This window comes from Streptomyces sp. NPDC048361, from assembly GCF_040651795.1.
In the GTDB taxonomy this organism is placed as follows: domain Bacteria; phylum Actinomycetota; class Actinomycetes; order Streptomycetales; family Streptomycetaceae; genus Streptomyces.
Genome location: NZ_JBEZKW010000045.1, coordinates 1 through 22,250 on the forward strand (window position 1 = coordinate 1; position 22,250 = coordinate 22,250).

At 71.3% G+C, this 22,250-nt stretch carries 17 protein-coding genes and 1 rRNA gene; 11 read left to right on the forward strand and 7 right to left on the reverse strand.

The genetic code is table 11. The annotated features are described in order from the left end of the window. Nucleotides 1-85, forward strand: a 5S ribosomal RNA gene (rrf, locus tag AB0D31_RS24165); the annotation flags it as partial. Nucleotides 86-257: 172 nt separating this feature from the next. Here the strand turns inward: rrf and AB0D31_RS24170 are convergent. From AB0D31_RS24170 to AB0D31_RS24190, 5 genes are read right to left on the reverse strand one after another with little or no spacing between them, the layout of a single operon-like run. After that, nucleotides 258-1,568 (reverse strand): DUF58 domain-containing protein, encoded by a 1,311-nt coding sequence (locus AB0D31_RS24170; protein ID WP_362726723.1) that lies wholly within the window; start codon nucleotides 1,566-1,568, stop codon nucleotides 258-260. A 9-nt stretch (nucleotides 1,569-1,577) separates the two neighbouring features. Continuing rightward, nucleotides 1,578-2,561: a MoxR family ATPase gene (locus AB0D31_RS24175; protein WP_362726726.1), complete on the reverse strand. Its 984-nt coding sequence runs from the start codon at nucleotides 2,559-2,561 to the stop codon at nucleotides 1,578-1,580. Continuing rightward, complete coding sequence (locus AB0D31_RS24180; RefSeq protein ID WP_362726729.1) at nucleotides 2,558-3,739, reverse strand: DUF4350 domain-containing protein; 1,182 nt, start codon at nucleotides 3,737-3,739, stop codon at nucleotides 2,558-2,560. Before AB0D31_RS24180 ends, AB0D31_RS24175 begins: the two co-directional genes overlap by 4 nt. After that, the gene (locus tag AB0D31_RS24185; protein WP_362726731.1) at nucleotides 3,736-4,425 is read right to left on the reverse strand and encodes a DUF4129 domain-containing protein; all 690 of its coding nucleotides are present in this window, start codon (nucleotides 4,423-4,425) and stop codon (nucleotides 3,736-3,738) included. Before AB0D31_RS24185 ends, AB0D31_RS24180 begins: the two co-directional genes overlap by 4 nt. Before the next feature lie 4 nt (nucleotides 4,426-4,429). After that, nucleotides 4,430-5,680 (reverse strand): glycerophosphoryl diester phosphodiesterase membrane domain-containing protein, encoded by a 1,251-nt coding sequence (locus AB0D31_RS24190; RefSeq protein WP_362726734.1) that lies wholly within the window; start codon nucleotides 5,678-5,680, stop codon nucleotides 4,430-4,432. A gap of 155 nt (nucleotides 5,681-5,835) precedes the next feature. Between AB0D31_RS24190 and mtnA the strand changes: the two genes are divergently transcribed. From mtnA to AB0D31_RS24225, 7 genes are all read left to right on the forward strand, one after another. Beyond that, nucleotides 5,836-6,984 carry an S-methyl-5-thioribose-1-phosphate isomerase gene (mtnA, locus tag AB0D31_RS24195; protein WP_362726736.1) on the forward strand — a complete coding sequence of 383 codons (1,149 nt, stop codon included), beginning with the start codon at nucleotides 5,836-5,838 and terminating at the stop codon, nucleotides 6,982-6,984. A gap of 4 nt (nucleotides 6,985-6,988) precedes the next feature. Continuing rightward, nucleotides 6,989-7,678: a two-component system response regulator MtrA gene (gene mtrA / locus AB0D31_RS24200; protein ID WP_189389435.1), complete on the forward strand. Its 690-nt coding sequence runs from the start codon at nucleotides 6,989-6,991 to the stop codon at nucleotides 7,676-7,678. Between the two features lies 1 nt (nucleotide 7,679). After that, entirely contained in the window at nucleotides 7,680-9,677 is a 1,998-nt protein-coding gene (gene mtrB / locus AB0D31_RS24205; RefSeq protein ID WP_362726738.1) for an MtrAB system histidine kinase MtrB, read from the forward strand. 82 nt (nucleotides 9,678-9,759) lie between these two features. Beyond that, nucleotides 9,760-11,592: an LpqB family beta-propeller domain-containing protein gene (locus AB0D31_RS24210; protein WP_362726834.1), complete on the forward strand. Its 1,833-nt coding sequence runs from the start codon at nucleotides 9,760-9,762 to the stop codon at nucleotides 11,590-11,592. 294 nt (nucleotides 11,593-11,886) lie between these two features. After that, a complete protein-coding gene (locus tag AB0D31_RS24215) occupies nucleotides 11,887-12,861 on the forward strand; it encodes a ComF family protein (protein ID WP_362726741.1) in 975 nt (324 codons plus the stop codon). Between the two features lie 314 nt (nucleotides 12,862-13,175). Beyond that, nucleotides 13,176-13,865, forward strand: a complete 690-nt coding sequence (gene raiA, locus AB0D31_RS24220; RefSeq protein ID WP_362726744.1) for a ribosome-associated translation inhibitor RaiA — start codon at nucleotides 13,176-13,178, stop codon at nucleotides 13,863-13,865. A 249-nt stretch (nucleotides 13,866-14,114) separates the two neighbouring features. Beyond that, nucleotides 14,115-14,873 (forward strand): response regulator transcription factor, encoded by a 759-nt coding sequence (locus AB0D31_RS24225; protein WP_362726746.1) that lies wholly within the window; start codon nucleotides 14,115-14,117, stop codon nucleotides 14,871-14,873. Here AB0D31_RS24225 and AB0D31_RS24230 read toward each other — a convergent pair. Further along, entirely contained in the window at nucleotides 14,866-16,023 is a 1,158-nt protein-coding gene (locus AB0D31_RS24230) for a crosslink repair DNA glycosylase YcaQ family protein (RefSeq protein ID WP_362726836.1), read from the reverse strand. The genes AB0D31_RS24225 and AB0D31_RS24230 overlap by 8 nt on opposite strands. Nucleotides 16,024-16,444: 421 nt before the next feature. Between AB0D31_RS24230 and secA the strand changes: the two genes are divergently transcribed. After that, complete coding sequence (gene secA, locus AB0D31_RS24235; protein ID WP_362726749.1) at nucleotides 16,445-19,297, forward strand: preprotein translocase subunit SecA; 2,853 nt, start codon at nucleotides 16,445-16,447, stop codon at nucleotides 19,295-19,297. A gap of 491 nt (nucleotides 19,298-19,788) precedes the next feature. On the opposite strand, the gene AB0D31_RS24240 is transcribed toward secA, so the two are convergent. Beyond that, entirely contained in the window at nucleotides 19,789-20,196 is a 408-nt protein-coding gene (locus tag AB0D31_RS24240; RefSeq protein WP_362726752.1) for an Rv3235 family protein, read from the reverse strand. Nucleotides 20,197-20,489: 293 nt separating this feature from the next. Here AB0D31_RS24240 and AB0D31_RS24245 point away from each other — a divergent pair, with 293 nt between their 5' ends. Together AB0D31_RS24245 and AB0D31_RS24250 are read left to right on the forward strand one after the other, a co-directional pair. Next, a complete protein-coding gene (locus AB0D31_RS24245; RefSeq protein ID WP_362726755.1) occupies nucleotides 20,490-20,996 on the forward strand; it encodes a hypothetical protein in 507 nt (168 codons plus the stop codon). Nucleotides 20,997-21,190: 194 nt separating this feature from the next. After that, nucleotides 21,191-21,868 (forward strand): haloacid dehalogenase-like hydrolase, encoded by a 678-nt coding sequence (locus AB0D31_RS24250; RefSeq protein ID WP_362726839.1) that lies wholly within the window; start codon nucleotides 21,191-21,193, stop codon nucleotides 21,866-21,868. Nucleotides 21,869-22,250: the final 382 nt, after the last annotated feature.

Here is a 22,250-nt window from a genome sequence, read left to right on the forward strand (position 1 = left end):
TTACATTCCGAACCCGGAAGCTAAGCCTTTCAGCGCCGATGGTACTGCAGGGGGGACCCTGTGGGAGAGTAGGACGCCGCCGAACAAATTTTGGGGAAAGCCCCGCACCAGATCGTAGAAATACGGTCACGGTGCGGGGCTTTTTCGCGTTGGTGGACTGCCGGGGCCCGCCCTCGTGCGGGAGGAGTTTCGAGGCGGGCGCAGAAGAGGGGCCGCCGACCCTTTCAGGTCGCCGGCCCCGGTCACAAGCCGTCCGCCTACAGTCGCCCTGCTGCCTTCATTTCGAGATAGGCGTCGGCCAAGGCCGGGGCCAATTCGTCCGGAGTGGCGTCGACGACTGTCACGCCATGGCGCATCAATTTCTCCGCGATGTGGCGGCGCTGCTCCTGGGTCTGGCCCGCTGCGGCGGATTCGTAGACTGCGTCGATCTCTCCTCGACCCGCTGCCATCTGCTGGATGTGGGGGTCGGCAACCGAGGCGACCAGAACAGTGTGCCGTCGAGTGAGCTGAGGCAGTACGGGAAGCAGGTCCTCCTCCGTCGCCGCCGCGTCCAAGCCGGTCAGCAGGACGATCAGCGACCTGCGCGGTGCGTGGGTCAGGGCCGCCGCGCTGAGGCCACGCGCGTCCGTCTCGATCAGCGAAGGTTCGAGCGGGGCCATGGCGTTGACGAGAGCGGGCAGGAGCTCGCCTGCGGCTCGGCCCTGAACCTGGGCGCGTACCCGACGGTCGTAGGCCAGGAGGTCGACACGGTCGCCGGCTCGTGACGCGAGCGCGGCGAGGAGCAGTCCGGCGTCCATCGCGGCATCGAGCCGGGGAACGTCGCCGACGCGGCCCGCCGATGTGCGGCCCGTGTCGAGGACGATCAGGACGTGTCGGTCACGCTCAGGGCGCCAGGTGCGTACGGCGACGTTGCCTCGGCGGGCGGTGGCGCGCCAGTCGATGGAGCGGGTGTCGTCGCCCGGTACGTACTCGCGGAGGCTGTCGAACTCGGTGCCTTCGCCGCGGGTCAACACGCTGGTGCGGCCATCGAGTTCACGGAGCCGGGCCAGCCGGGACGGCAGGTGTTTGCGGCTGGTGAACGGTGGCAGGACGCGCACGGACCAGGGCACCTGGTGGCTGCCCTGCCGGGCGGCAAGGCCGAGGGGCCCGTACGAGCGGACCGTGACGCGGTCCGCCTGGCGGTCACCGCGTCGGGTCGGCCGCAGCACCGTGGACAGGCGGCTTCGTTCGCCGGCCGGGATGGTCAACCGGTGCCGGGACACGGCCTCGTCTGCGCCTGCGGGCCAGCTGCTGGGCGGCCAGGCGTCCCTGAGCTGAGCACGCAGTCGGCGCGACGACGGGTTGGTGACCGTGAGAGCGACTTCGGCCTTGTCACCGAGCCGAACTGACGTATCACCAGTTCGAGTGAACTGGAGCTTGCGCACTGGCGCGGCGCAGGCGTAGTCGCACAGAATTGCGAGTGCAAGGGGGGCGTTGACCGCCAGCATTCCGGTCCAGCCCGGGGCGAAGACGCCGACCGGGATGGACCCGAGGGCGGCCAGGAGTGCTGAGCGTCCGGTGAGGGCCATGGTGTCGCCTCAGCGGGGCACGGGGACGTGGGCGAGGACCGTGGTGATGACGGAGTCGGCGGTGACGCCCTCCATCTCGGCCTCGGGGCGAAGTTGGATGCGATGACGAAGCGTGGGGAGCGCGAGGGCCTTCACATCGTCCGGGATGACGTAGTCCCGGCCGGTGAGCCAGGCCCAGGCGCGGGCGGTGGAGAGCAGGGCGGTGGCGCCTCGGGGGGAGACTCCGAGGCTGAGCGAGGGGGATTCACGCGTGGCACGACAGATATCGACGACATAACCGGTGATCTCTGCCGAGACCGAGGTCTTGGCGACGGCGGCGCGGGCTGCTTCGAGGTCGGCGGGGCCGGCGACAGGGCGTATGCCCGCTGCCGCGAGGTCACGGGGATTGAAGCCGTCCGCGTGACGCGCCAGCACGTCTATCTCGTCCTGGCGTGAGGGCAGCGGGACCGTCAACTTCAGCAGGAAACGGTCCAGTTGCGCCTCAGGCAGGGGGTATGTGCCCTCGTACTCGACCGGGTTCTGGGTGGCGGCCACCAGGAACGGGTCGGGCAGGAGGCGGGGGGTGCCGTCCACCGTGACCTGGCGCTCCTCCATCGCTTCGAGGAGGGACGACTGTGTCTTGGGCGGGGTGCGGTTGATCTCGTCCGCGAGCAGCAGATTGGTGAAGACCGGACCGGGCTGGAAGGAGAACTCCGAGGAACGGGCGTCGTAGATCAGGGAGCCGGTGACGTCGCTCGGCATCAGGTCGGGGGTGAACTGGACGCGTTTGGTGTCGAGTTCGAGGGACGCGGCCAGCGCACGTACCAAGAGGGTCTTGGCGACGCCGGGCACACCTTCGAGCAGCACGTGGCCGCGGCAGAGGAGGGCGACGACGAGGCCGGTGACGGCGGAGTCCTGGCCGACCACGGCCTTGGAGATCTCGGCGCGCAGGGCTTCGAGGGAAGCGCGGGCGCTGTCCGGGTCCGCTGCGGTCTCCGGGGTGCGGTCGCTCATGAAGTGCGTACCTCTCTTTCGAGGGCGTCCAGTTCGTCCGCGAGGCGGACAAGTGCGGTGTCGTCGGCCGGTGTCGGGCCGAAGAGCAGGGAAAGGGGGTCACGGCCGGCGGGGAGCCGGGCGGAGACGGCCGGCACGAGGACCTCGGGATGGTGCGCCGCCGAAGCGGCCACGCCGAGGAGGGGGGCCAGTCGGGTGCGGGTGGCCGCGCGGAGGGTGTCTGCGGCGCGGTCGCGTGCATGGGCCTTGCGGTAGAGCCGGGCGCGCCCCTCCGTCGCCTCGGACGCGCGGATGGCGACCGGGAGGTGTTCGGTGACGAGAGGGCCCAGGCGGCGGGCTCGCCAGAGAGCGGCGAGTACGGCGGCGAGGGCGAGTTGGAGGGTGGCCCAGCGCCATCCGGCCGGGATCAGATCGAAGAAGGAGCGGTGGCCGCCATCGGTGGCCGATGTGTCACCCAGCGAGGGGAGGTACCAGACCAGATGCTGACGAGTGCCGAGCAGGTGGAGGGCGAGCGAGGCGTTGCCCTCTTCGTCGAGACGGTGATTGAAAAGGATGTCGGGGGCGCCGAGCAGGACGGTGTCGCCTTCGCCACGGGCGGACGTGGTCAACACGGTGGGCAGACCGTTGACCGGGTAGCAGCCGTCGGTGTTCTCGTCCGGGGCGGCGTAGCGGACTCCGCCGGCGTCGGCGCGGCCTGCCCGGTTGGCGGCGGGCTCGGTGCAGCCGGGGTCGCGCGGCTTGACGGTGGCCGAGCCCTCCGCGCGGATGCCGGGGGCGAGGACGTCCAGGGACGGCGATTCGGGGGCGATGAGGACGGTCCGGCCGCCGGAGTCGGCGGTGGCGGCGCGCAGCCGACGCTGCTGGCCCTCGGTCAGCAGGTCGGGGACCGTGATCAGGAGGGTGGTGTCGGGGCCGGCCGCGGCCGTCGCCTCGTCGAGCGTGGTCACCACACGTGTGGAGACGCCCTGCTCCTTGAGGAGTTGGGCCACGGCGCGGCTGCCGTACTCGTCGGCGGAGCGAGGGTCGAGGCTGCCGTGCCGGGTGTCGGAGTGCATCGCGGCGAGGGTGATGGCGCCCGCGATCAGGACGGCGAGGGCGAGCAGCAGCCCGCGGGTACGGGTCCACAGGTGCCGGGGCGTGGCCGATGTGGAGGTGGGGGCGGCCGTCGTGGCGGTCATCCGGCAGCTCCCTGGGCCGCGGTGCGCAGCGCGGGCTTGGTGCGTTCGAGATCCTGGTCCAGATCGCGCAGCAGGAGGTACGCCGCCTCGTCGGCGGTGCGGCCGCCGTATGTGACGTCGTCGAACGTGCGGGCTGCCGTACGCAGTCGGTCCGCGTGGCCGGGCAGGGGGCGGCCGGCTTCGGCGGCGGCCTCGTCGGCGGTCCGGCCGGGGCGCGGGTCGAGCAGGGCGCGCTCCTCGAGTGAGCGGACGATGGCGCGCATCCGTTCCTGGACGGCGTCGTTCCAGCGGCGGGCGGTGGCATGCGTCTCGGCCGCGGCGCGGTGGTCGGCGGCGCTGCGCGGGCGGTCGTCGAAGATGGTGCCGCCCGTGGTGATGGCCCGCTGTGGTGTGCCGAGCCGCCACCAGAGTGCGCCGATCAGCGCGAGGACGGCGACCACGATGACGACCAGACCGAGCGGGCCCCCGGGGGTGGCGCCGGAGGCCGAGTCGAAGATCGAGGCGATCCAGTCCCAGAACTTGTTCACGGCTCGCTGGAGGAGGCTAGGGTCGTGCTGGTGGTACGCCGGATCGGACAGTTCGCGGTGCGCGGCCTCGCGGGCCGCGTCGCGCGGAACGTCCACCGGCGGGCCACCGGATGCTCCGTTGAGCAGTCGTGCCGTTATGAAGCCCCCCGCTTCTGACACTGCATCAGCTCCCGGGGTTGGTGTGGCCGGGAATGCCTGCGGCGCGGGCCAGTTCGAGGTCGAGCGCCTCGCGGCGGATGCGCTGGTCGATGTAGAGCAGCGCGGTGACGCCACCGACGAGCGGGTAGGTGACCGCCGCCGCGATCACGCCCCCGATGCCGGAGATGATCAGGTAGGACCAGCCGAAGTCGGGGGCGTTGCCGTTGAGGATGGTGTCGAAGGAGCTGCTGTCCACCATCATCGCGATCGCGGCGAAGGGCAGCTCGATGATCATGGCGACGATCACGGCCAGGAGCCACGCGAGCATGGTGATGCCGAAGATGCGCCACCAGGAGCCGTTGGTCAGCTTGGCGGAGCGGCGCAGGGACTGGGCGATGCCCTGACGTTCCAGCATCAGGGCCGGTCCGGCGAAGATGAAGCGGACGTACAGCCAGAGGGTGACCACACAGGCGGCGAGGCCGCCGAGCGCGGCCAGGGCGGCGCCGCCACCCCCGCCCAGGAGCACTCCGGGAAGGATGCCGACGGCGGTGATCGCGGCGAACGCGACGATCAGCAGGCCGAACAGACCGCACAGGCTGAGCAGCCGCGGGCGTGCCTCGGCCCAGGCGTCACCCGGGCTCACCGTGCGGCCCAGCACGGAGCGACTGGCCACCAGGGCGAGGACGGCCGTCGTGAACAGGGTGGCGAGCTGGCCGATGATCAAGGGAGGCGTCAGGCTGAGCAGGCTGGACTGCAGCGAGTCCAGGGCCTGGTTGATGGCCTGGGCGCCGGTGGCGTGTGGGTCGATCGTGGTGGGCGTCGGCAGAAGGAACCGGGTGGCGGCGAGCTCGGCGACCTGGGCGAGCACCGCGACGGCCAGCGTCAGACCGAGCACGGTGCGCCAGTGGGCGCGGGCCGTGGAGACGGCACCGTCGAGGATCTCGCCGACACCCAGCGGGCGCAGCGGGATGACGCCCGGCTTGGCGGCAGGGAGACGGCCGTAGTTCTGGTTCCAGTTGGTGCCCGGAGGGCGGAACTGCCCCGGCACCTGTCCCCAGCCGCCAGGCCCCTGCTGGGGGCCGGCCCAGCCGGGAGGCTGCGGCGGAGGGGTGTGACTGGGGCCCGGAGAGGACCACTGGGCGGCCGGGGGCTGCTCCTGGGACCACTTCGAGGAGGCGTGGGCCCGCTCCGGCGGGTCGGAGACCGGGGGTGTGCCGGAGTTCTCGCCGTCGGAAGAGGCAGATCCGGGCGGGGCCCAGCCCGGAGAGTCGTTCACGGTCGTCCACCTCGTGGATTGGTCGCGGATCCGGCCGTACGAGCCGATTCCTTCGGGTTGACTGCCATCGTGCCATGGCGATCCCGGCCATGGACGAGCCCCTGTATCTCGTTCGCACCTTCATTTGTCGGTGGCTCACGGGGCAGACTGGGCGAATGGCTGATCAGGACGTGCGAACGACCATGGGGCCCGGACCTTCGGGGATACCTTCGCTGCGCTGGGACGAGCCGCCGGAGGGCCCCGTGCTGGTCCTCCTGGACCAGACCCGGCTGCCCGCCGAGGAGGTGGAGCTGGTCTGCACGGACGTGCCGGGCCTGGTGCGGGCCATCCAGACACTGGCGGTACGCGGAGCTCCGCTACTCGGTCTCGCCGGGGCGTACGGGGTGGCGCTCGCCGCGGCGCGCGGCTACGACGTGGACGAGGCCGCCGAGCACCTCGCCGGGGCGCGGCCCACCGCGGTCAACCTCGGGTACGGGGTACGGCTGGCGGCCGGGGCGTACCGGGCGGCGGTCGAGAAGGGCGCCGGGCCGGCGGAGGCCGGGGCGGCGGCGCTGACCGCGGCCAAGGAGCTGCACCGCTCGGACGCCGAGGGCAGTGAACGGATGGCCCGGCACGGGCTTGCGCTGCTCGACGAGCTGATGCCGGGCGGCAGCCACCGCATCCTCACCCACTGCAACACCGGCCGGCTCGTCTCCGGCGGCGAGGGGACTGCCTTCGCGGTGGCGCTGGCCGCGCACCGGGAGGGGCGTCTGAGGCGGCTGTGGGTGGACGAGACGAGGCCGCTGTTGCAGGGCGCGCGGCTGACGGCGTACGAGGCCGCCGGGAGCGGAATGGCGTACAGCCTGCTGAGCGACAATGCGGCCGGCTCGCTGTTCGCCGCCGGTGAGGTGGATGCTGTCCTCATCGGAGCCGACCGGATAGCCGCCGACGGCTCGGTGGCGAACAAGGTGGGAAGCTATCCGCTCGCCGTGCTCGCCAAGTACCACCACGTGCCGTTCATCGTGGTCGCGCCGGTCACCACGGTGGACCTCCGTACCCCCGACGGCGCTTCGATCGAGGTCGAGCAGCGTCCCGGCCAGGAGGTGACGGAGTTCACTGTCCCGCAGATTCCGGGGGGTGGCTGGGGGTCCGGTTCCGGGCTGCCCGTGGCACCGCTGGGGACGCAGGCGTACAACCCCGCCTTCGATGTGACACCGCCGGAACTGGTCACGGCGATCGTCACGGAGGAGGGTGTCCTGTCCCCGGTGACAGGCGGCGGGCTGAGCGAGCTGTGTGCCAGGTCACGCCAGGTAACGATTAGCTAATGGGATGATGACGTTTATGAAGGGACGCGTCCTTGTCGTCGACGACGACACCGCACTGGCCGAGATGCTCGGCATTGTGTTGCGTGGAGAAGGTTTTGAGCCGTCGTTCGTAGCGGATGGCGACAAGGCACTGGCGGCATTCCGTGACGCCAAGCCCGACCTGGTGCTGCTCGATCTCATGCTGCCCGGACGGGACGGCATCGAGGTCTGCAGGCTGATCAGGGCCGAGTCGGGTGTGCCGATCGTCATGCTCACCGCGAAGAGCGACACCGTGGACGTGGTGGTCGGCCTGGAGTCCGGGGCCGACGACTACATCGTGAAGCCGTTCAAGCCGAAGGAGCTGGTGGCCCGGATCCGGGCACGACTGCGCAGGTCGGAGGAGCCGGCGCCCGAGCAGCTCGCCATCGGCGATCTGGTGATCGACGTGGCAGGACACTCGGTGAAGCGGGACGGGCAGTCGATCGCACTGACCCCGCTCGAGTTCGACCTGCTGGTCGCGCTCGCCCGCAAGCCGTGGCAGGTGTTCACTCGAGAGGTGCTCCTCGAACAGGTCTGGGGCTACCGCCATGCGGCCGACACCCGCCTGGTCAATGTGCATGTCCAGCGGCTCCGCTCGAAGGTCGAGAAGGACCCCGAGCGGCCGGAGATCGTCGTGACCGTCCGTGGTGTCGGTTACAAGGCAGGACCGAGCTGAGATGACCCAAGTGGCTGGGCGCAAGACGTCCTGGGGCGGCCGGTTGCTCCAGGACGGAGCGCCCGGCGGTCCGGTGCTGCGGCTCGTCGTGCGCTGGCTGCGGCGCCCGCTGCTGCCCGCCGCGCGGCTGTGGCGGCGCAACATTCAACTGCGCGTGGTCGCGACCACCCTGCTGATGTCGCTCGGCGTGGTCGTGCTGCTCGGGTTCGTGGTCATCGGCGCGGTGCGCAACGGCCTCCTCGAAACCAAGGAGAAGGCGGCGGAGAGCCAGTCCGCCGGCGGGTTCGCGGTGGCGAAGGACAAGGTGGGCACGCCCGTCACGGGTGGCTCCGACGATCCCGCGTCGGGCGGGCGCGGCTCCGGCTCCTCGGTGAGCTGGCGCAACGACCTGGTGACCCAGCTCGCCAGCAGCGGCCAGGGCGCCTTCTACGTGGTCGCCCTCGGCTCGGCGTCGTCCGACTCGGCGTCCAGCAACCGCGGCCCGCGCGCCTCCGGGTACGTGGATCCCCGGGCCAGCGTTCCGCAGAGCCTGCGGGACGACGTCGACGCGGGCACCGGCGCGTTCAAGACGTACACCTCGATCAAGTTCACCGACGGCCAGGAGGCCGAGCCCGGGCTGGTCGTGGGCACCCGCCTCAAGGACGTCGACGGGCAGTCCTACCAGCTGTACTACCTCTTCCCGCTGGCGCAGGAGGAGAAGTCGCTCACCCTGGTCAAGACGACCCTGGCGACGGCCGGACTCTTCGTCGTGGTGCTGCTCGGGGCGATCGCCTGGCTCGTCGTGCGCCAGGTGGTGACGCCGGTACGGATGGCGGCCGGAGTGGCCGAGCGGCTCTCCACCGGCGTCCTCAGAGAGCGGATGAAGGTCACCGGTGAGGACGACATCGCCCGGCTCGGCGAAGCCTTCAACAAGATGGCGCAGAACCTCCAGGTCAAGATCAACCAGCTGGAGGAGCTGTCCCGCATGCAGCGGCGGTTCGTCTCCGACGTCTCGCACGAGCTGCGCACCCCCCTGACGACCGTACGGATGGCGGCCGATGTCATCCATGAGGCGCGTGTCGACTTCGACCCCGTCACGGCCCGCTCGGCGGAGCTGCTCGCCGGGCAGCTCGACCGGTTCGAGTCGCTGCTCGCCGACCTCCTGGAGATCAGCCGGTTCGACGCCGGTGCAGCGGCCCTGGAGGCCGAGCCGATAGACCTGCGCGAGGTCGTGCGCCGCGTCATCGAGGGCGCCGAGCCGCTCGCCGAGCGCAAGGGCACCCTGATACGCGTGTCGGGCGACGAACAGCCCGTGGTCGCCGAGGCCGACGCCCGCCGGGTCGAGCGTGTGCTGCGCAACCTGGTGGTCAACGCCGTGGAGCACGGCGAGGGCCGCGACGTCGTGGTGCGTCTCGCGGCGGCCGGCGGCGCCGTCGCCGTCGCGGTGCGGGACTACGGCGTGGGACTCAAGCCCGGCGAAGCCACCCGGGTCTTCAACCGCTTCTGGCGCGCCGACCCGGCCCGCGCCCGTACCACCGGCGGCACCGGCCTCGGCCTGTCGATCGCCGTCGAGGACGCCCGGCTGCACGGTGGCTGGCTGCAGGCCTGGGGTGAGCCGGGCGGCGGATCCCAGTTCCGCCTGACCCTGCCGCGTACCGCGGACGAGCCGCTGCGCGGATCGCCGATACCGCTGGAGCCGGAGGATTCGCGGGCCGCCCGCGAACGGGCCAAGGCCGAGGCCACGGCCGGACAGGCGCAGGGCAACCGGCTCTCCACCGTGCCGACGCCGCGCCTGGACCGTTCGGCCCTTCCGGTGCCGCCCACCGCCCCGGCGCGCCCGCGCACCACGGGGCCGGCGGCCAGCCCGGCGGGGATGCCGGGCGGCGGCGGGTCCCGGGTGGTGGGTCGGTTCGGCGAGCCGGAACACAGCGCGCGGCCGGACGCGGAGCGCGCCGACGACACGGCGGGCGGACAGCTCACGGACGCCAGTGAGCAGGAGGGATCGGCCCGTGGGCGCTGACCGGGGGAGGGCCCGCGGCAAGCTGCTGGGGCCGGTGGTGGTGCTGGGCTGCGGCTCGCTGCTGGTGTCGGGCTGTGCGTCCATGCCGAGCAGCGGCGACGTCCACTCCGTCTCGGCATCCCAGCGGGCCGACTCGCAGGTGCAGGTGTACGCCGTGCCGCCGCGGCCCGGTGCCGAGCCCAACGAGATCGTCGCCGGTTTCCTCGAAGCGATGACCAGCGACGACCCGCAGTTCGCGATGGCCCGCCAGTATCTGACCGTGAAGGCCGCGAAGGACTGGCAGGCCGACCAGGTCACCGTCCTGGCCGAAGGCCCCGATCCACAGCCCGACCGGACGGGGGACCGGGGCGCCGACTCGACCGGCTTCAGCTTCACGCTCTCCGGCAAGACCATCGCGACCGTCGACAAACAGCGCGCCTACCAGCCGGCCAAGCCGCAGGCGGCGTACAGCCAGACCATCCACCTGGTGCGGCAGAGCGGTCCCGACGGCATCAGCAAGGAGTGGCGCATCGACGCGCTGCCGGAGGGGCTGCTCCTCGGTCAGTCCGACTTCCAGCGCATCTACCGCTCCGTCAACAAGTACTACTTCGCTGCAGGACAGGACCGTCTCGTCGCCGACCCGGTGTACGTGCGCCAGCGCACCGACCCCGAGACGCAGATGAACCTCATCACGCAGACGGTGCAGTCGGTTCTCGACGGCCCCACCAGATGGCTTGAACCGGTCGTCACATCGAAGTTTCCCTCGGGAACGGCGCTGAAGGGCGACACCAAGTCCCTGGCCTTCGACGACCGCAACGCGCTGAAGATCCCGCTGAACGAGCGGGCCTCCAACGCCGGTGAGGCGCTGTGCAAGCGGATGGCCGCGCAGCTCCTGTTCACCCTGCGGGACTTGACCACGACCCGGGTCGGCTCGGTGGAGCTCGACCGGGCCAACGGTTCGCAGCTGTGTGTCCTCAGCGGCGACCAGGCCGAGACGTACGCGCCCGACCGCATGTCGACCAGTCCCGGCCAGTACTTCGTGGACGCCGGCGGCCATGTCGAGCGCATGCGCGCCGACGCGGGCTCGGACGGCTCGGGCAGCCCCGCGCACGGGGCGAGCGGTCCCGATGACGGGGACGGCTCGGACGACTCCGACTCGGTGGTGACGGAACCGGTGCAGGGCCCGTTCGGCAAGGGCGCGCAGCAGGTGCGTACGGTCGCTGTCTCGCGGGACGAGAAGCGGGCGGCCGGCGTTTCGGCGGACGGCAGGTCGCTGTTCGTGGCCCCGCTCGCGGCCGGCGGTGAACTGGTGCGTACGTCGGTGACCAGCGCCGGCAAGGACGCCAACGGTGGCCTTTCGGCGCCGAGTTGGGACGGCCGGGGTGATCTGTGGGTGGCCGACCGCGATCCGGCCAAACCGCGGCTGCTGCGGCTCGCGCAGGGCACGGGACAACCCCAGGTGGTCGACGTGGCCGGTCTCGGCGAGGGGCGCATCCAGCAGGTGCGCATGTCGGCGGACGGCGTGCGGGCCGCGCTGCTCGTCCTCCAGGGCGGGCGTACGACACTCCAGATGGGCCGGGTCGAGCGCAGTGACGACGGTGCCGACAGCGTGCTCTCGGTGGTCGGGCTGCGGCCCGCGGCGCCGCAGATGGAGGACGTGGCCGCGGTGTCCTGGGCCGGGCGCAGCCGGCTGGTCGTGGTCGGCAAGGAGGTCGGCGGGGTCTCGCAGCAGCTGCGCTATGTGCAGACGGACGGCTCCACGTCCGCGGCCGGGACTCTGCCGAGCGTCAACAAGGTGACGGATGTGGCCGCCACGGACGACGACCGGATGCCTCTGGTGGCGCATTCCCAGGAGGACGGCATCGTCCGGCTGCCGCCGGGCGCGAACTGGAAGACCGCGGTCAAGAAGGGCTCCGCGCCCGCCTACCCCGGCTGAGCCGCCAAGGTGCCCCGGAAGGGAGCGGGCTGGCCTTCCTGGGCCGGGGTGCGGCCGGTTGGCCTTCCCGGGCTGGGATGGCGGGGCGTTCAACGGGGTGGGCCTGCCTGCCCTTGATGGCCCGCGGACTGGTCCGAGCCAGGTTGTCCACAGGGATGGTCCGGGCCGCCCTGCCCGTTGTCCACAGGGATGGTCCGGTCCGCGCTGCCCGTTGTCCACAGGGATGGTCCGGTCCGCGCTGCCCGTTGTCCACAGGGGTGGCACGGTGTGGCCCCCTTGGGCACAGTGGAGGTCATGCGGGGGTGGTGGCGGGAGTTCTCCGGGCTCGTGCTGCCGACTGCCTGCGGCGGTTGCGGCGAGCAGCGGACGGCGTTGTGCGAGCGGTGCCGGTTGGCGCTGCTCGGCGCGCGGGTACGCCGGGTGCGCCCGGCGCCCGAGCCCGCCGGGCTGCCACCGGTGTACGCGGCGGCGCGCTACGAGGACGCCGTGCGGGCGATGCTGCTCGGACACAAGGAGCGGGGCGCCCTCGGCCTCGCCGGGGTGCTCGGACAGGCTCTCGCCGCTGCGGCGCGGGCGGCCGCGGGGCGAGCGGATCCCGGCGGAGAAGGGGCCGGCGGGGAGGGATTCGACGGGGAGGGAGCAGGCGGGGAGGGGTCCGAGGGGCGGGGGCCCGGCGGAGAGGGGCCCGGATGGGCGGGGCCGCTGGTGCTGGTTCCTGTGCCGTCCTCGCGGCGCGCGGTGCGGGCCCGCGGACACGACGCGACCCGCCGAATGGCCCTCGCGGCCGCCGCGGAGCTCAGGCGCACCGGGACCGACGCCCGGGTCGCCGCGGTCCTGCGGCAGCGCCGCGGCGTGGCCGACCAGGCGGGCCTGAGCGCCCCGCAGAGGCTCGCGAATCTCTCCGGAGCCCTGACGGTGGCGAGCGGGGGCGCGCGCCTGCTGGCGGGCGGCCAGGTGGTCCTGGTGGACGACCTGATGACCACGGGTGCCTCGCTCGTGGAGGCGGCCCGGGCGGTGCGTGGGCTGAGCTCGGGCGCCTCGCTCGTGGAGGCGGCCCGGGCGGCCCGGGAACCGGGGGTACGGGAACCCCGTATGGGTTTACAGGACAGAGATGGATGCCTCAGGCAGGGAATTCCGGGATTTTCACTGCCGGGACCCACGCATCATCGGCGGAGAACAGGGGAGGCGCAGAGCGATGCAGGCCAACCGCCGCCCGTGGCAGCGGTTGTCGCGGCCACTCCGGAATCGTTCGCGATAAACCGGAACTGACCGGGAATCTGCATCGTTGCAGGTAGCGAGAGGAGAGAAACACCTGACTGGAGGTACGTGCCAGTAGCGGGTGCCGACATCGCGTCGGGCGAGCTATGTTCGGTTGTGAGGAATGGCGAAAGCCCGTTCACTTAATGCACGGCTGAGCTTCGGCGCGTTTTCACTTACCCCCGACGGGGTGGGGTGGGGATCTTCTCGACGGGGGAGGAGGAGGTGATACGTCACCGAGTCCGAGGCTCCGGCACTCACCGGGGCCTGGTGCAAAAGGGAGCAGCTCCGCGTTGAGGCGGAGCGATCCGGGAACGGAGTTCTGCGTGGACATCGTCGTCAAGGGCCGCAAGACCGAGGTGCCCGAGCGGTTCCGCAAGCACGTGGCCGAGAAGCTGAAGCTGGAGAAGATCCAGAAGCTCGACGGCAAGGTAATCAGCCTCGACGTCGAGGTGTCCAAGGAACACAACCCGCGGCAGGCGGACCGTTCGGACCGGGTGGAGATCACCCTCCACTCGCGGGGTCCGGTCATCCGCGCGGAGGCGGCGGCGGCGGACCCGTACGCGGCGCTGGACCTGGCGACCGGCAAGCTGGAGGCGCGGCTGCGCAAGCAGCACGACAAGCGGTACACGCGCCGCGGCAACGGCCGGCTCTCGGCCGCCGAGGTCGTCGACGCCGTGCCGGGTGTGGCGGAGCTGAACGGCAACGGTGAGCTCGTGGCCACCGCGAAGGACGAGAGCGTGCCCACCACGAGGATCGGCACGCTCGAAGTGCAGGGCGAAGGCCCGCTGGTGGTGCGCGAGAAGACGCACACCGCGGCCCCCGTCACGCTCGACCAGGCGCTCTACGAGATGGAGCTGGTCGGGCACGACTTCTATCTGTTCGTCGACGCGGAGACGAAGCAGCCCAGCGTCGTCTACCGGCGACACGCCTACGACTACGGCGTCATCCACCTGGAGACCGACCCGCTCGCGGGCGAGGACGCGAGCGGCGCGGGCGGTGCCCTGGGCGGCTGACCCCGCCCGGCGAGAACCACGGCCGCAGCGGCCGGCCCGCGCGCTGAACGCTCGCGGACGGCGTGCCGTACCAACGAGTGGTGGTGCCCCTGGAGCGCTTGTGCGCCCCCAGGGGCACCATCGTGCGACCACTGGATCACCTTTCTGACGGCCGGGCATGAAATCATGGCGTCGCACGTCAACCGCAGCTCCCAGGAGCGTGGTTGGGCAGCACACCAACGCGGGCCACGGCCTTCAGGGGGAGGAACGATGGCGGACAGCTTCGGGCCGGTACACGGCGGTTCCCGTGCCGACAGCCCGAACGGTGGGGAGTTCGACAACGGCATGGACACCGGAGGCTCCCGCAAGGAGCCGATCCGGGTCCTGGTGGTGGACGACCACGCCCTGTTCCGCAGGGGCCTGGAGATCGTGCTGGCCGCGGAGGAGGACATCCAGGTCGTCGGCGAGGCGGGCGACGGCGCGGAAGCGGTGGACAAGGCGGCCGACCTGCTGCCGGACATCGTCCTCATGGATGTCCGCATGCCGCGGCGCGGTGGCATCGAGGCCTGCACCTCCATCAAGGAGGTGGCCCCCAGCGCGAAGATCATCATGTTGACGATCAGCGACGAGGAGGCCGACCTCTACGACGCGATCAAGGCCGGCGCGACCGGCTACCTCCTCAAGGAGATCTCCACCGACGAGGTGGCCACCGCGATCCGGGCGGTCGCCGACGGGCAGTCGCAGATCAGCCCCTCAATGGCGTCCAAGCTGCTCACCGAGTTCAAGTCGATGATCCAGCGCACCGACGAGCGCCGCCTGGTGCCCGCGCCCCGGCTCACCGACCGCGAGCTGGAGGTCCTCAAGCTCGTCGCGACGGGGATGAACAACCGCGACATCGCCAAGCAGTTGTTCATCTCCGAGAACACGGTGAAGAACCACGTGCGCAACATCCTGGAGAAGCTCCAGCTGCACTCCAGGATGGAAGCCGTGGTCTACGCGATGCGCGAGAAGATCCTGGAGATCAGATAGCGAGCGCCGCGGTCAGCGCGGCCGCCTCCTGAGGCGACCCGGCCCGCTCGATCCGTACGGCGTCGCATCCCACCCACGCGGCTGCCTCCAACAGGGCCTGGGCCATGGGCCGTACGGCCTTCGGCGAGGCCAGCGAGACCTGCCGTGCCACCAGGGTGCGACCCTCGCGCGCCGGGTCGACCCGGCCGATCAGTTTGCCGCCGGAGAGCAGCGGCATCGCGAAGTATCCGTGGATCCGCTTGGGTTTGGGGACGTACGCCTCCAGACGGTGGGTGAAGCCGAAGATCCGCTCGGTACGGGCGCGCTCCCAGACCAGCGAGTCGAACGGCGACAGCAGGGTGGTGCGGTGGCGGCCGCGCGCCACGGTGGCCAGCGCCTCGGGGTCGGCCCAGGCCGGCTTGGACCAGCCTTCCACGGTGACCGGCACCAGACCCGAATCGGCGACCACCGCGTCGAACTGCTCGCCCTTGAGCCGGTGGTAGTCGGCGATGTCCGCCCGGGTGCCGACGCCGAGCGACTGCCCGGCGAGCCGCACCAGGCGGCGTACGCACTCCGCGTCGTCCAGGTCGTCGTGGAGCAGAGCGTCCGGGATGGCGCGCTCCGCGAGGTCGTACACCCGCTTCCAGCCGCGCCGCTCGGTGCAGACCACCTCGCCGTACATCAGCGCCCGCTCGACGGCGACCTTCGAGGCCGACCAGTCCCACCACTCGCCCTTGTTCTTGGCGCCGCCCAAGTCGGTTGCCGTGAGCGGGCCTTCGGCGCGCAGCTGCTTGATCACCTGCTCGTAGACGCCGTCCGGCAGCTCGTGGCCCCAGTGCGGCCGCGAGCGGTAGGCGCGGCGGCGGAAGGCGAAGTGCGGCCACTCCTCGACGGGCAGGATGCACGCGGCGTGCGACCAGTACTCGAAGGCGTGGCCGCCGCTCCAGTACGCCTCTTCGACGGGTGTGCGGCCGATTGCGCCGAGGCGGGCGTAGGCGACGAGTTCGTGCGACCGGGCGAGCACGGAGATGGTGTCGAGCTGAACCGCGCCGAGGTGGCGCAGAACCCCGCGCACCCCGCCCCTGCGGTCGGCCGCGCCCAGGAGGCCCTGGGCGCGCAGGGCGATCCGGCGGGCCTCGTCGGCGGACAGTTCCACGGCGGGGAGCGGCAGGCTGGTCATGCTCCGCACGATAGTGGCCGCCACTGACAGCGCCCCGGGGCCGGCCCGGGATGCCGGGCGCCGTGCGCGCGAGCCGCGGCGGGTGCCGCCCCCGTGTTCCGGGCGCCGTGCACGCGAGCCGCAGCGGGTGCCGCCCCGTATTCCGGGCGCCGTGCGCGCGAGCTGCAGCTGGGCTTCCCTCACGCGCCTCCGAGCCGCTCGCCGTGCGCGCGAGCTGCAGCTCGGCTTCCCTCACGCGCCCCCGAGCCGCCCCATTTCCTTCGCAGCCCGGCACCTTCGGGGAGTCCCGTCCGTTGTCGTGACAGCAGACCTCCCGGCGCGGCCGGGTCCTCGCATACGATGACCGTTGCTGTACCCACACCCACTAGCCACTCGACCGCGCCAGGCCCGACCGGCAAGGAGACCAACCCCCGTGTCCGTCCTCTCAAAGATCATGCGTGCAGGCGAAGGCAAGATCCTGCGCAAGCTGCACCGCATCGCGGACCAGGTCAACTCCATCGAAGAGGACTTCGTCAACCTCTCCGACGCCGAGCTGCGTGCCCTCACCGACGAGTACAAGCAGCGTTATGCGGACGGCGAGAGCCTGGACGACCTGCTCCCCGAAGCCTTCGCGACCGTGCGCGAGGCCGCCAAGCGCGTCCTTGGCCAGCGTCACTACGACGTCCAGATGATGGGTGGCGCCGCGCTGCACCTCGGCTATGTCGCCGAGATGAAGACCGGTGAGGGCAAGACCCTCGTCGGCACGCTGCCGGCGTACCTGAACGCACTGTCCGGCAAGGGCGTGCACCTGATCACGGTCAACGACTATCTGGCCGAGCGCGACTCCGAGATGATGGGCCGGGTGCACAAGTTCCTCGGCCTGGAGGTCGGCTGCATCCTGGCCAACATGTCGCCCGCCGAGCGTCGCGCGATGTACGCCTGTGACATCACGTACGGCACGAACAACGAGTTCGGCTTCGACTACCTGCGCGACAACATGGCGTGGTCCCAGGACGAGCTCGTCCAGCGCGGCCACAACTTCGCGATCGTCGACGAGGTCGACTCGATCCTGGTCGACGAGGCCCGTACGCCGCTGATCATCTCCGGCCCGGCCGACCAGGCCACCAAGTGGTACGGCGACTTCGCCAAGCTGGTGACGCGCCTGACCAAGGGCGAGGCGGGCAACCCGCTGAAGGGCATCGAGGAGACCGGCGACTACGAGGTCGACGAGAAGAAGCGCACCGTCGCCATCCACGAGCCGGGCGTCGCCAAGGTCGAGGACTGGCTGGGCATCGACAACCTCTACGAGTCGGTGAACACCCCGCTCGTGGGTTACCTGAACAACGCCATCAAGGCGAAGGAACTGTTCAAGAAGGACAAGGACTACGTCGTCATGGACGGCGAAGTCATGATCGTCGACGAGCACACCGGCCGTATCCTCGCCGGCCGCCGCTACAACGAGGGCATGCACCAGGCGATCGAGGCGAAGGAAGGGGTGGACATCAAGGACGAGAACCAGACGCTCGCCACGATCACCCTCCAGAACTTCTTCCGCCTCTACAAGCGCCACGACCAGCAGGGCAAGGAAGAGCCCGGTCTGTCCGGCATGACCGGTACGGCGATGACCGAGGCCGCCGAGTTCCACCAGATCTACAAGCTGGGCGTCGTGCCGATCCCGACCAACCGGCCCATGGTCCGCAAGGACCAGTCGGACCTGATCTACCGCACCGAGGTCGCCAAGTTCGAGGCGGTCGTCGACGACATCGCCGAGAAGCACGAGAAGGGCCAGCCGATCCTGGTCGGCACCACCTCGGTCGAGAAGTCCGAGTACCTCTCGCAGCAGCTCTCCAAGCGCGGCATCCAGCACGAGGTGCTCAACGCCAAGCAGCACGACCGTGAGGCGACGATCGTCGCCCAGGCCGGCCGCAAGGGCGCCGTCACCGTCGCCACCAACATGGCCGGACGAGGCACCGACATCAAGCTCGGCGGCAACCCGGACGACCTGGCCGAGGCCGAGCTGCGCCAGGCGGGCCTCGACCCGGTCGAGCACGTCGAGGAGTGGGCCGCCGCGCTGCCCGCCGCCCTGGAGAAGGCCGAGCAGGCCGTCAAGGCCGAGTTCGAAGAGGTCAAGGACCTCGGCGGCCTGTACGTGCTGGGCACCGAGCGCCATGAGTCGCGCCGCATCGACAACCAGCTGCGTGGCCGTTCCGGCCGTCAGGGCGACCCGGGCGAGTCCCGCTTCTACCTGTCGCTCGGCGACGACCTGATGCGCCTGTTCAAGGCCCAGATGGTCGAGCGCGTGATGGCGATGGCCAACGTGCCGGACGACGTGCCGATCGAGAACAAGATGGTGACGCGTGCGATCGCGTCCGCCCAGTCGCAGGTCGAGCAGCAGAACTTCGAGACCCGCAAGAACGTCCTCAAGTACGACGAGGTGCTCAACCGGCAGCGCGAGGTCATCTACGGCGAGCGCCGCCGCGTCCTGGAGGGCGAGGACCTGCACGAGCACGTGCGCCACTTCATGGACGACACGATCGATGCCTACATCCAGGCCGAGACCGTCGAGGGCTTCGCCGAGGAGTGGGACCTGGACCGGCTGTGGGGCGCCTTCAAGCAGCTCTACCCGGTGAAGGTCACCGTGGAGGAGCTGGAGGACGCGGCGGGCGACCGGGCGGGCATCACCGCCGAGTTCATCGCCGAGTCGGTCAAGGACGACATCTACGAGCAGTACGCCTCCCGCGAGGAGCAGCTCGGCTCCGACATCATGCGTGAGCTGGAGCGCCGCGTGGTCCTCTCGGTCCTCGACCGCAAGTGGCGCGAGCACCTCTACGAGATGGACTACCTCCAGGAGGGCATCGGCCTGCGGGCCATGGCGCAGAAGGACCCGCTGGTCGAGTACCAGCGCGAGGGCTTCGACATGTTCAACGCCATGATGGAGGGCATCAAGGAGGAGTCGGTCGGCTACCTGTTCAACCTGGAGGTCCAGGTCGAGCAGCAGGTCGAGGAGGTCCCGGTCGTGGACGCCGCGCTCACCGACGGCCCCTCGCTCACCAAGGAGGACATCCCGGCCGCGCGTCCGGAGATCCGGGCCAAGGGCCTCGACGCCCCGCAGCGCCCGGACCGGCTGCACTTCTCGGCGCCGACGGTCGACGGCGAGGGCGGCATCGTCGAGGGCGACTTCGACAACGGTGACGACGAGCCGGGCCGCGCCGAGGGCGACGGCCTGACGCGCGCGGAGCGCCGCAAGGCGCAGAAGACGACGGGTGGGCGGCGCCGCAAGAAGTAGGTTGGCGCTACGACGTTCGAGGGGCTCGGCACCGGGGTGGTGCCGAGCCCCTCGACGTGCCGGCGCGGGTGGGCCGTGCGGGGCCCCTCGATCGTGTTGGTACCGGGGCGGGTGCCGGGCCTCGATCGTGTTGGCGCCGGGGTGGATGCCGGGGCCCCCAGAGGCGGGGCCGGGGTGGATGCCGGGGTCCTCAGAGGCGGGGCCGGGGTGGATGCCGGGGTCCTCAGAGGCGGGGCCGGGGTCTGGGGTGAAGCCTCCGGGGTCTGCTTTCGGGTGCGGGCCGGTGGGGGCCGGTGGCGCAGTTCCCCGCGCCCCTGGTGGGGTGGCGCCGGGCCTCGACGAGGTCGGCAGCGTTGGGCGTCGGGCAGCCGGCTGCCGGCGCTGGAGAGGCGGCCAGGCCCCCCGCATCGCCCCGCACGGAGTGGTGCCGGCGTTACGGACGGGGGCCGGCCGCCTCGTCGTTCTGCCGACGCGGGCGGTGCTGCCCCTGTTTACGCCGGGACGCGTTCGCCGCCCAGCTCCACCGCGGCGCAGCGCCAGCGCAGGTCGGCGCCCTGTTCCAGGCGGAAGGCCATGGCGCGTACCTGCTCGCCCGCCGCGATGCAGGCGGCCGCCTCGACGATGCCGCGGGCCGGCGGGGCCGCGCGGCAGGACCGTACGACGGGGCGGGCGCCGCGGGTGCGGAAGGGGGTGCCCGGGGCGAGCCGCACCAGCTGTTCGTACGCCTCACCGACCGTCAGGCCCAGCATCCAGTGCACCGGGCGTTCGCCGCTGAGCACCGCGAGCAGTTTCTGCGCGAACAGTTCGTGCGGCGTCAGTCGCTGCGGCCGTCGGCTCCCGGTACCGCCGGGCCTGCGCTGATCGTCGCGTCCTGCCGGCCCGGTCGTGGTCCTGCTCATGGCTGCCGCCCCCTTCGATTCCCATGGGTCGATACCCATGGGTAACTTCTGTTGGGGATCTTGTACGGGGACGGCGGGAGCGTCCGCAAGGACGGAAACCCGGGGTAGGTCATGTCGTACGGATTCACCTATCCGGATGAGCGGGCCGAGCGTCGCCCCAGGTGGGGACTGGTGCGGCCGGCCCGGGCGGGAGGCGGCGCCGAGGGGGCACCGGCAGCTCGAAGGGGGACTCCCACGCGTATCCTGAAGCCGTCTCCCGACCCGATGAGACGACGAGAAGAGAGCGGTCTGTCATGCGCGTGTACGTACCCCTGACCATCTCCGGTCTCGCGACGGCGCACCGTGCCGGAGAGCTCGGCCCCGGGCCGCTCACCGCCTACGCCGTCACGCCGGGCCTGCGCGAGTGGTACGTCTCGGACGACATCGAGGAGCTGGAGTACGCGGCGCTCAACCGGGCCGCTGCCGCCTCGCTGCGCCTGCTCGCCGGGGAGCCCGGCACGGTCAGGCGCCGTGTCGTGATCGCCGCCGACGTGCCGGACGACGCCGCGACGGCCGACCCGGACAGCGCCCTGGACGCGAGTTCGCTCGGCGAGGTCCGGATCACCTCGGCGGTGGCGCTGGCCAAGGCGGCCGCCGTCCATGTGGACGCGGAGGACGCGGTGGCCGACGTGACGGCCGCGGCGGACGCGCTCGGCGCCGCGGACCACGGCGACGACGACGCCCAGTTCACGGTGGACGGTGCCGAGGACCACGAGCTGCTGTGGTTCGGGGTGCAGGAGATCCCCAACCTGATCGCCTGACGTCCAGCCGGCCGGCCACCCGGTGCCGCCCAGCTCGCCCGCCACCCGCCCGCCCCCTGACCAGCCGATACGCCGGCCCGCGGTCGATTGTCAGTGGGGATGGGTACCGTTTGGGCATCGGGAACGGCATGGGGGACAGCACAGTGGATGACGTAGTGGATGACGCAGTGAACGGCATGGTGGACCGCAGGCGGATGACGGGCAGGCGCCCGGTGCATCTGGTGTGGGACTGGAACGGCACACTGCTCGACGACATCGCGACGGTCATCGAGGCGACCAACGCCGCCTTCGCACAGCTGGGCATCGAGCCGATCACGCTGGAGCGCTACCGCGATCTGTACTGCGTGCCGATTCCGCACTTCTACCGGCGGCTCATGGGACGCCTGCCCACCGACGCCGAGTGGTTGGTCATGGACGCGGCCTTCCATGAGCAGTACTGGGCGAGAGCAGACGGCTGTGGGCTCACCGAGGGCGCCGCGGAGCTGCTCGCCGCGCGCTATGCGGCCGGTCTCGGCCAGTCCCTGCTGTCCATGGCGCCGCATGAGCACCTGGTGCCGATCGTGCGCCGGCACGGCATCACCGAGCACTTCCTGCGCGTCGACGGACGTACGGGCCCTTCGCACGGCAGCAAGGCCGAGCACATGGTGCGCCATCTGACCGCACTGCGCGCCGCCGACCCGGAGATATCCGGCGAACGGATCGTGGTGATCGGGGACGCGGTGGACGACGCCGTGGCCGCGGCCGCCGTGGGTGCGCGAGCCGTGCTGTTCACCGGCGGCTCGCACAGTCGGGCCAGCCTCACGGCCGCCGGCGTCCCCGTCGTGGACACGCTCGCGGAAGCGGTGGCGGTCGCGGAGGAACTGGTCGGCTGAGGCGGCGGCCGGCCAGCTGCACGGCTGGGCGCACGGCCGGCGTCGACCAAGCCGGACGGCCAGGCGCACCGCCAGGGTCGACCACGCCCGGGCGGCCGGGCGCACGGCCGGTGTCGACCACGCGTTCGGTCGGGCGGCTGGTTCACGTCGCCGTCCGGCTGTCCAGAGTGTCCAACTACGAGCCCGTCTTTTGTACACAAGAGGCTCATGACGAGCCGGGGTGCAGGAGCGATAGCCTTGTCCCGTGATCAGCGCGATATGTCGCGGAGGCACTGCCGCCTCTGCCCTGCGCCCGGAGCGCCACGGCGCCCGGGCAGTCGCTGATCCCCTCCACCCGGAGTCAAGGCCCGAAGCCACACAATTGGCCGGTATGCGCCCGGGT